Source organism: Parabacteroides sp. PH5-46 (assembly GCF_029892785.1).
In the GTDB taxonomy this organism is placed as follows: Bacteria; Bacteroidota; Bacteroidia; order Bacteroidales; family Tannerellaceae; genus DFXE01.
Genome location: NZ_JARXXA010000023.1, coordinates 42,073 through 51,485 on the forward strand (window position 1 = coordinate 42,073; position 9,413 = coordinate 51,485).

At 40.7% G+C, this 9,413-nt stretch carries 7 protein-coding genes; 4 read left to right on the top strand and 3 right to left on the bottom strand.

Annotated features, from left to right (window positions below; translation table 11 throughout):
- Window positions 1-2: 2 nt before the first annotated feature.
- The 3 genes from M2470_RS17230 to M2470_RS17240 form a co-directional block, all read right to left on the bottom strand.
- A complete protein-coding gene (locus M2470_RS17230; RefSeq protein WP_280746249.1) occupies window positions 3-1,913 on the bottom strand; it encodes an amidophosphoribosyltransferase in 1,911 nt (636 codons plus the stop codon).
- A gap of 262 nt (window positions 1,914-2,175) precedes the next feature.
- A complete protein-coding gene (locus M2470_RS17235; protein WP_280746250.1) occupies window positions 2,176-3,309 on the bottom strand; it encodes a TlpA disulfide reductase family protein in 1,134 nt (377 codons plus the stop codon).
- A gap of 97 nt (window positions 3,310-3,406) precedes the next feature.
- On the bottom strand, window positions 3,407-4,519 hold the full coding sequence (locus tag M2470_RS17240) for an OmpA family protein (RefSeq protein ID WP_280746251.1): 1,113 nt from the start codon (window positions 4,517-4,519) through the stop codon (window positions 3,407-3,409).
- Between the two features lie 461 nt (window positions 4,520-4,980).
- On the opposite strand from M2470_RS17240, the gene M2470_RS17245 reads away from it, so the two are divergent.
- The 4 genes from M2470_RS17245 to M2470_RS17260 are packed head-to-tail and all read left to right on the top strand — an operon-like array spanning window position 4,981 to window position 9,295.
- Window positions 4,981-6,255, top strand: coding sequence for a carboxypeptidase-like regulatory domain-containing protein (locus tag M2470_RS17245; protein WP_280746252.1), 1,275 nt, complete (start codon window positions 4,981-4,983; stop codon window positions 6,253-6,255).
- A 60-nt stretch (window positions 6,256-6,315) separates the two neighbouring features.
- Window positions 6,316-6,867: an RNA polymerase sigma-70 factor gene (locus M2470_RS17250; protein WP_280746253.1), complete on the top strand. Its 552-nt coding sequence runs from the start codon at window positions 6,316-6,318 to the stop codon at window positions 6,865-6,867.
- Window positions 6,864-7,721 carry a FecR domain-containing protein gene (locus M2470_RS17255; RefSeq protein ID WP_280746254.1) on the top strand — a complete coding sequence of 286 codons (858 nt, stop codon included), beginning with the start codon at window positions 6,864-6,866 and terminating at the stop codon, window positions 7,719-7,721. The genes M2470_RS17250 and M2470_RS17255 overlap by 4 nt, the downstream gene beginning before the upstream one ends.
- 14 nt (window positions 7,722-7,735) lie before the next feature.
- Window positions 7,736-9,295: a carboxypeptidase-like regulatory domain-containing protein gene (locus M2470_RS17260; protein WP_280746255.1), complete on the top strand. Its 1,560-nt coding sequence runs from the start codon at window positions 7,736-7,738 to the stop codon at window positions 9,293-9,295.
- The last annotated feature ends 118 nt before the right edge of the window (window positions 9,296-9,413 follow it).

Genomic DNA, 9,413 nt, shown 5'->3' on the forward strand with positions numbered 1-9,413 from the left:
ATTCAATTTTTCATTATAAAAACGCCATTCTTATGTAAGTATTCATCTTCCATAAAATGAATAAATGCCTTATTTACCATACGTACACCACCGGGCGTAGGATAATCTCCTGAGAAATACCAGTCGCCGGGATGGTTCGGGCAGGCATCGTGCAGGCCTTCCAGGGTTTGGTACACAATCTCTACTTTTGCATTCGTCCCTTCCGGAGTCAACAGGTCTACCATCTTGGCCGATATCTCTTCATCCGTAAACGGAGCATATATCTCCTTCACATAGTTAACCATCACTTCGCCGGGCTCCGAGTCTTGCGTTTTGGCCTTTTTGTACACCTCATGAATGAGCCCCACCTGCTCTCTGTCTTCCAGCAAGGCAATAGCAGCCCTGAAGGCTATAAATTCATTCATGCGTGACATGTCAATTCCGTAATAATCAGGGTATCGTACCTGCGGCGACGAAGAAACAATTATTATCTTACGAGGCCCCAATCGGTCTAATATACCAATAATACTCTGCTTCAAGGTGGTACCCCTCACGATACTGTCGTCTATCACCACCAGGTTGTCTACCCCCCGCTTGATGCTGCCGTATGTAACATCGTACACGTGAGCCGCCAGATCGTCCCGGGTATTCCCTTCGGCAATAAACGTACGCAGCTTAATATCTTTGATGGCTACCTTCTCCGCACGTACACGCATAGACAAAATCTTTTCCAGCTCGCGCTCGTCCATCCATGAGTTGCGTCCGGCAATCCATTCTTTCTTTTTCGTATTCAGGTAGTCATTCAACCCTTCCTGCAGACCGAAATAAGCCACTTCCGCCGTATTAGGTATGAATGAGAAAACCGTATTGTTCGTATCGTAGTCTACCGACTGAAGAATCGGGTGAACCAGGTTCTTTCCCAACTGCTTCCGCTCACGATAGATATCCACATCACTCCCACGCGAGAAGTAGATCCGTTCAAACGAGCAGGCACTCAGCCTTTCCGGCTCCACAATCTGCGACGTCCTTAGCTGTCCGTTCTTCCCGATAATAAGAGCCTCTCCCCTGTTTAATTCCGTAACCTGATCAGCTCTTACATTCATGGCTGTTTGTATAACAGGCCGTTCCGAAGCCAGGACAACTATCTCGTCATCGGCATAATAAAAAGCCGGACGAATGCCCCAGGGGTCGCGCACGCTGAAAGACTCTCCGCTACCGGTCAGCCCGCAAATCACAAAGCCTCCATCCCAGGCCGGGACACATCTTTTCAACACATTTGCCATATCCACCTGATCTTCTATGGCATGCGTAATATCCATGCCTTTCAGCCCTTCCTTCTCACTCTGTTGGTAAAGGCGTTCTACCTCGCGATCCAGGCGGTGGCCCATTTGCTCCAACATTATATATGTATCGGAATACAAGCGGGGATGCTGCCCGATAGATGTTATTTCGTGAAACACATCCTGCACATTCGTCAGATTAAAATTGCCACAAAGCGCCAGGTTCTTGGCCCGCCAGTTATTGCGCCGAAGAAACGGGTGGATAAAAGAAATACCGGACTTGCCGGTAGTACTATAACGCAAATGACCCATATAAAGCTCTCCTGCGAATGGTAAATGTTCTTTAGCGAAACAGGGGTCTTTTAGTTTGTCTTTGGGAATATCTTTGTAGTGATCGTGAACGGAAGAAAAAATCTCGGTAATGGCACCGGTTCCGATAGCTCGTTCTCTGAACATATATTCTTCTCCGGCACTTGCTTCTAATTTAACGCATGCTAATCCGGCACCTTCCTGCCCGCGATTATGCTGCTTTTCCATTAACAGATAGAGTTTGTTCAAACCATACATCCAATTACCATACTTCTGATGATAATACTCCAAAGGTTTTAGTAATCGAACCATGGCGACTCCGCACTCATGCTTTAGCTCTTCCATCTGACTCTATGTATGTTGGTAAATCGCACAAAGATACACATATTTATGCTATACAACACAAAAAGCCAGTCAAAAGATGTGAGAATATATTAAAAAAAGGGCGGCTTTCACAAGTCACCCCTCTCCATTTTATTAACCAAAACCTTAACTATGAAGCGCAAATCTATAATTAATTCGCTAAATATGCAAATACTTCAAAAGAAAATCTGCAGAAATGTTGCCAAGAACCTACACTGAGGCGAACATTTGATCACATTAGGGGTTAATAAGGAGAGATGTTTTCGATTATATAAACAGGTATAAGTGAAGTAGTTTCTTTTAGTGTGATTCCAAAATTATATTCCAAATCATCTTTTAATAGATCATCGTATAAGTAATGAAAACTCCAATCGTGGACTGTATCGTTGTTGGTTTCTGAATAGTAAAATTCCCCTTTCACATCGGTCAATATATTGGCTATTTGTCTCACTGTCAAACCATCTGCTTCTATACGTTCTGAACCAATGATGTATGGATTTGTTCCTCCCCAATCAAACTGATCGTTGCTCCATAACTTATTTTTGTTTTTTATGCTTAGCAATACAACTTTCTTTTTTTTGTCTTCATGTCTAAGTTTCAGATTCAATTCTGATAGCAACTGTTGCATGACCGTTTCTTTTGAGTTTAAGACATAATTTTCATTACATTCAAATGTGATGTTAAAATCGTTTGTGCCATTAAAAATCAATTGTTGGCGCGAAACACTCATAAAATCTTGTATCAGAAAAGATAATGGTCCCGAATAATTAAAAACACCTTTATCATAATGCATGTAATGTTGGTTCGACTTTTCTTCTTTTTTAACGGAAAATAAATACTTGCTTGAAAGTGTATTTTCTTTTTTTACAGATTCATAAACAAATAAATCATTCCATCGGATATTTTTCCGAACCTTTTTTATCTTTTTTAGCTCTTTATCAATCAAATCCATCGTAATTCCCGAAGGATGACCAATATATAATACTTTCCCATCCAACGTTAATAGCACAGAGTATGGACGGCGTTGAACATTGAATTTTTTTATCAATCCGTTTTCGATCCCATCTTTTATCACAGCCAAGCGTATCGGTTTTCTTTTTAAAAAATCGCTTATCAATACCTCATCTTCATCTGTAACAGAAATAATAAAAACATCTTCTGCCTTTCTCTCCTGAAGTATTTCTAATTGCCTAGTTGCCGGAATGCACGGAGCGCACCAAGTAGCCCAAAAATCAATTATAAGCAGTTTTTGATTGCCAAGTTCAACGATTTGATTGTCAGCTATTAGCTTATTTATTGTGTAGGGCGGTTTGTCTTGACTTCTGACACCATTTGATATCGCAATAGAAAGAAATAGCAAAAGAATTTTTTTATACATTATTCACCTGAAAAAATGGATTAATAATAATACAAATAAAAGCAATCATTTTATATTGTGAAAATGATTGCTTTTATTAAAAATTCCTGATTTATGCTTATTGAATAATTCTAAACTCAGTTCTTCTGTTTCTTTGGTGCTCTTCTTCTGAACAATCAACACCGTTTGAACATTTGTTCACCAATCTTGTTTCTCCATACCCTTTAGCCTCCAATCTGTTTCTAGAAATGCCTTTGTTTACCAAATAGTTTACTACTGATTGAGCTCTTTGTTGTGACAAAGACTTGTTGTAGTCATCATTTCCGCGAGAGTCGGTATGCGACATAATTTCTATTCTGATACCTGGCTTTTCTTTCATAAGCTTTAATAGATACTCGTCGATAATTCTTTCCGAATCTTGAGTAATTCTTGCACTATTAAATTCATAATAAATAGGCAAAATATTAGCTGTGCCTACAATAGAACAATCAATTTCTTCCCATGTAGTAATACCACCTTTTTTCACCAATTCTTTCTTCGTAATTGTTTTGGTAACAGCTGGTACAGTTTCTTCAATCACGCGTGCAGGAGTATCTACTACTACTTTTTTAATTGTTGTATATTCTGCAGGAATGTCAATTTCTTCTACCCGGGCAGGTGTTTTTACCACTTGTTTTTTATAAGTTGCTGTGCTACTTGGCTTTAAATTTTTATTTGTTATAGCATTAGCATTAAGCACTTCGATAGGAACAGTTACGTTTTTTTCAGGATATTCTACATAACAAGCTACCATACAATCTTCTTTATTAGCCGAAGGACAATCTTCTAACTGAACATATTCCCAACGACCCGATTGTGGTTCTACTTGAACCGTTTTATTGCTTTTCCTGAAACTTGCCGGAACAACTGTTAATTCTTCAGCACCTGCTTTACTTGTATAAGTTTCGGTAACAGTTTCATAAACAGCCGGATGATATACGAATTTTTTGCTTGCTTCTTTTATAAGCACTCTTTCTTCTATAGTTTTATAAGTGGCAGGAACCACTTTTAAGACTTTATACTCCGGTTTTATAACCACAATTTCCGTTGTTTCTTTGTATTCATCAGGAGAAATACACTTAACATAACATTTACCAGGCTCCGCTACAGCCGGAAGTTCTTGAGATTTAGCGACTGTTGCAAACGATACTAAAAATGCAACAAAAAGACTTAGATTTAAAAATTTGTTCATGATCGGTTAAATAAAATTTAAAAAAATTTAGTTCAAAAATATAGCTTAATTATTATTTTGTCCGTAGTTGATAGCTATATACGTATATATGATATTCACAATTATTTAATAAAGTTGCGACAAATATAGTCAAAATTTACATTCAAAGCGTTTTTTTAAAAAAAAAGATTTATAGTAAACCTACTTAACCTGTATTATTCATAACACTACTCTGAGTATTTTTCCGTAGCGCTCAGATCTATTTCTGTTAGAGGTACGTATAAATTAATTTAGAGGTACGTATAAATCTGTTTAGAGGTACGTATAAATTTAATTACACGTACCTCTAAATAGAAACGTATTTTGCATGCTTTATATAGTGAATGGAAATTTTTCACCTTTTATTCATAGGGTATATCATTCTTCACCGATCATATATATACAAACAGAAATTTCAATTACTTAATAAGGAGGATAAACATATGAAAACGAGAAGTAAACAAGCAATCTTTTTCTTCATGATTCTGGCTATGCTGCTTTCATTGAACCCGCTACAGGCACAAGAAGTGAACGGCAATGGGAATGGCAACGGCGATTATATTACCGTCAGCGGAATTGTAAGAGATCAGAAAAGCAGAAAAAAACTGGAATATGCCAACATTTCCATTCCCGGCAGCAATATAGGAACTGTTACCAATACAGAGGGAGGTTTCAGCATCAAGATCAAGAACACATTACTAGCCAAGGAAGTGGAGGTCTCTCACGTGGGTTATCTGAGTAGTATCATACCGTTGAACGGCAATGATATATCGGATGTTGTAGTGAATCTGGTTCCCGTCAGTAATCTCCTGGAAGAAATTGTTGTACGGGCCAGAGACCCTCGCTACATTGTAGAAGAAGCAATCAGTAAAATAGCTGTAAACTACAGCAGTAGCAATAATATGCTGACCGGTTTCTATCGCGAAACAGCTCAGAAAGGAAGACGCTACATTAATATATCGGAAGCCATTATCGATATATATAAAACGCCTTACACCGAAGATGCTACGCGCGACCGGGTACAGATATTCAAAGGCCGTTCCCTACTCAGCCAAAAGAAGAGTGACACACTGGTAGTGAAGCTATTAGGAGGACCTAACTTATCAATATATGTAGACATCGTAAAGAATCCCGATATTCTGTTTGACGAAGAGACACTGCCGCTCTATTCCTTCAAAATGGAAGAGGCTATCATGATTAACGATCGCCCGCAATACGTAATCAGCTTTACCCCGCAAGCCATACTGCCTTATGCTTTGTATCAAGGAAAGCTATATATCGACAAGGAACGCCTGGCCTTCACACGAGCTGAATATCAACTGAATATGGATGATAGGAATAAGGCTACGCAAGCTATCCTGAAAAAGAAACCATTCGGACTGCGATTCAAGCCATTAGAGGTTTCGTTCCTGGTAAGCTACACGCAGCGGGGCGACTTAACCTACCTCAGCTACATACGCAACGAGGTACGCTTTAATTGCGACTGGAAAAGAAGACTATTTGCCACCAATTATACCATCGACTCGGAAATGGTAGTAACCGACATGCAAACAGATAATGTAACAAACATTCCTTATCGTCAAGCCTTTAAAGCGTCACAATCGCTGTCGGACAGGGTGAGCGACTTTATGGATGATGATTTCTGGGGAGCCTATAACATTATAGAACCGACAGAGTCTCTGGAATCTGCCGTCAATAAGTTGAGAAAGCAGAAATAAGAATATATCATTTACTTTTCGTATATTTGAATAAGTAATTCTATTATTCGGCAAACGGTGATGACTGGCGATTTAAGCGTATTAAAGAAGATAAAGGAGGGTGATATCGGTACATTCGAAAAGGTATTCCGGATGTACTATTCCCCTCTTTGCTTATATGCTGCCGGCATAACCGGAAAGATGTACGTAGCAGAAGAGATTGTTCAGGACTTATTCTATGTATTCTGGAAAGACAGAGAGGATATTCACATCTTCCACTCGCTGAAAAACTATATGTACGGGGCAGTACGGAACCGATCGCTCCAATACTGCGAGCATCAGGATGTGAAAAACCGGCATCGCGAAACCGTTCTGTCCAAAGGTGAGGTAAATGGAGAAGAGAATCCGCAGGAGGCGCTGGAATACAGGGAACTGGAAGAGCTGATCAACCGTACGCTCAATAAGCTTCCCGAACGCCGCTTACGCATCTTCAGAATGCATCGGTTTGAAGGGAAAAAGTATACCGAGATAGCCTCGGAACTGTCTTTATCAGTGAAAACCATAGAAGCAGAAATAACAAAGGCTCTTCAGATGTTACGAAAAGAAATAGAGAATTATACACATATAGCATGACTAAAAAAGAACATAATACAGTAGACACGAACCAGGCTTGGCATCAGTTGTATGCCCGTTTGGAACAAGACGGATTGATTCCTGACAAAGCGAGAGCCAAACAGACTCGCCTATTCAGGCAAGCCGCTACCAGATGGGCCGCAGCAATCGCACTACTCTGCATCTGCACAGCTACTTTCCTCTTCCTGAGAAACCAACAGGCTGGGACGAATCCCAACCTTCTGACACTGAAGAACGAAAAAGGGGCTCTGACATTGGTAACAACCCTGGAAGACGGCTCTATCATCTACTTGGGAGACGACACGCAAATACAATACCCGGAGCACTTTAACCAAGACAAAAGAGAAGTAGCCTTAGAGGGTAACGCCCGATTTGATGTAGCCGGAAACCGGGAACGCCCGTTTCTGATTGAAACCCAGGACATACAGATAGAAGTAATCGGGACAGCCTTTAATGTGCAAAGTACCGACCATCTGCCATTTGAGCTATCCGTTCAGCGGGGAGAAGTGAAGGTAACCTATAAAAAGAACAATAAAAGCATTCATGTAAAGGCCGGCGAAACCGTTCGCCTGTCATCCAGCCAATGGTTACTGGAAGAAACAATGGATGATCTGACATTTGCAGACTACACCCGGCGCATGCGCTTCAAAGACGAGAGACTGGCAGATATCCTCCGGGTGATCAACAATGAATCGCTTGGCAGCATGTTGCAAACAACCCCGTCCCTGGAAGATCGCAGGCTGACAGTGAGTTTTGACAACAACTCGCCGGAAACGATGGCGGAGCTGATCTGTACTGCTTTTAAGCTGAAATATAAAAAAGAAAATAACGTATTACTGATCTCTGAACCCTGATATCATGCCATAAGATGAAAACCCGGGCTTTATATCTGTCTATCTGCGCAATCATAGGAGTGCTGCTAATCATAGCCCTCCCGGTACAGGCAGATAATGAAGATATACTGAGCCGGAAGATCAACCTGCCCAAGTCGAAAGGTACAATCTATGAACTGCTGGAGAAAGTGACCGAACGCTCCGGTTGTCTTTTTATTTATGATAGCAGAGTGATTAAAAACGAACAAACCGTAAACGTAAAAAAGGGTGAATATACCATTAGGCAAGCGATTTACGAAATCACAGGTAACCGAAACCTCTCACTGCGAGTTATAGGCAACCATATCTTGATTGAACTGCCTGCAGGGAGTTACAAACCCCAACAAGAGGCCGTTGCCCCGAAAGACACAGTGTCGACTCACTTTACGATCGAGGGGTCACTGTTCGACCGTTTCAGCAATGAGCCGATTCCTTTTGCTTCCGTAGGGTTACCCGCTGAAGGTATCGGAACCATCACCAACATGAATGGCGACTTCCGCCTTCGGCTACCCGACTCACTTGGACAAGCAACTATCCAGTTCTCGCACATTGGATACCTTCCTCAATTTATGGACGTATCAACCCTTATGGGACGCCCGAATACCCTCTCCTTGGAGCCTAAAGTCATCTCGCTACAGGAAGTGGTAGTCCGCCTGGTGAACCCCCAACGGCTAATAAGGGAAATGCTGGATAGCCGAAAAACAAACTACAACCGGGAACCGGTATATCTGACCTCCTTTTACAGAGAAGGTGTTGAACACAAGAAAGGTATCGTCAACCTGACAGAAGCTGTATTCAAGATATATAAAGCACCTTACGATCATGAATATTCCAAAGATCAGGTGAAACTATTAAAAATGCGGCAGATCAGCAATGAAGAAGAAAAAGATACCTTGATAGCTAAAATGAAGTCGGGCATCAACGCATCTCTGATGCTCGACCTGGTAAAGAACTTACCCGAGTTCCTGTTGGAGGAGTATACCTACCTTTACAACTATGCTCATACGGATATAACAGTAATAGATAACCGCCTGGTAAATGTCATAACCTTTGAACAGAAAAAAGAAGTAAAAACACCCCTGTATCGGGGAGAGATTTTCATTGACAGTGAGAATAATGCCTTACTATCCGTTCAGTTCGAGATACATCCCAAATACGTAGAAAAGGCCGCCGGAATGTTTGTAGAAAGAAAGAGCCGAGCTCTCGACATAAAACCTCAGCAAATAAGCTACACCGTGTCTTACAAGCAATGGAATAACAAGTATTATGTCAATCACGTACGCGGAGACCTACACTTCAGAATTAAGAAAAAGAAGAAGCTATGGGGCTCTGTCAATCTACACACCTGGTTTGAGATGGTCACCTGCAAAATAGATACTACCGACGTAAGCCGTTTCACCCGCAATGAAGCCCTGCAGACAAGAACTATCTTTGCCGATACCAACTTCAGTTACGATGCCACTTTCTGGGAAGATTTCAACGTCATCCTCCCCGAAGAAAAATTAAGTGAATCCATCAATAAAATAACCGCCAAAATAGAAGAAACCGGCTTTTAGTATCTACTAAACAAGTATCTCTTTATTTAGTCACCCCTTAAAAAGCGGCTTTAAGTTTTTCACTTAATAAAATTGTCTGTATCCGTAAAATGATATAGGCAATTTTTTGTTTGTATTT

Coding starts and splice junctions, on each gene's coding strand:
- M2470_RS17235 (WP_280746250.1), bottom strand. CDS start 3,309: ATGTATAAAAAAATTCTTTTGCTATTTCTTTCTATTGCGATATCAAAT.
- M2470_RS17245 (WP_280746252.1), top strand. CDS start 4,981: ATGAAAACGAGAAGTAAACAAGCAATCTTTTTCTTCATGATTCTGGCT.
- M2470_RS17260 (WP_280746255.1), top strand. CDS start 7,736: ATGAAAACCCGGGCTTTATATCTGTCTATCTGCGCAATCATAGGAGTG.
- M2470_RS17250 (WP_280746253.1), top strand. CDS start 6,316: ATGACTGGCGATTTAAGCGTATTAAAGAAGATAAAGGAGGGTGATATC.
- M2470_RS17240 (WP_280746251.1), bottom strand. CDS start 4,519: ATGAACAAATTTTTAAATCTAAGTCTTTTTGTTGCATTTTTAGTATCG.
- M2470_RS17230 (WP_280746249.1), bottom strand. CDS start 1,913: ATGGAAGAGCTAAAGCATGAGTGCGGAGTCGCCATGGTTCGATTACTA.
- M2470_RS17255 (WP_280746254.1), top strand. CDS start 6,864: ATGACTAAAAAAGAACATAATACAGTAGACACGAACCAGGCTTGGCAT.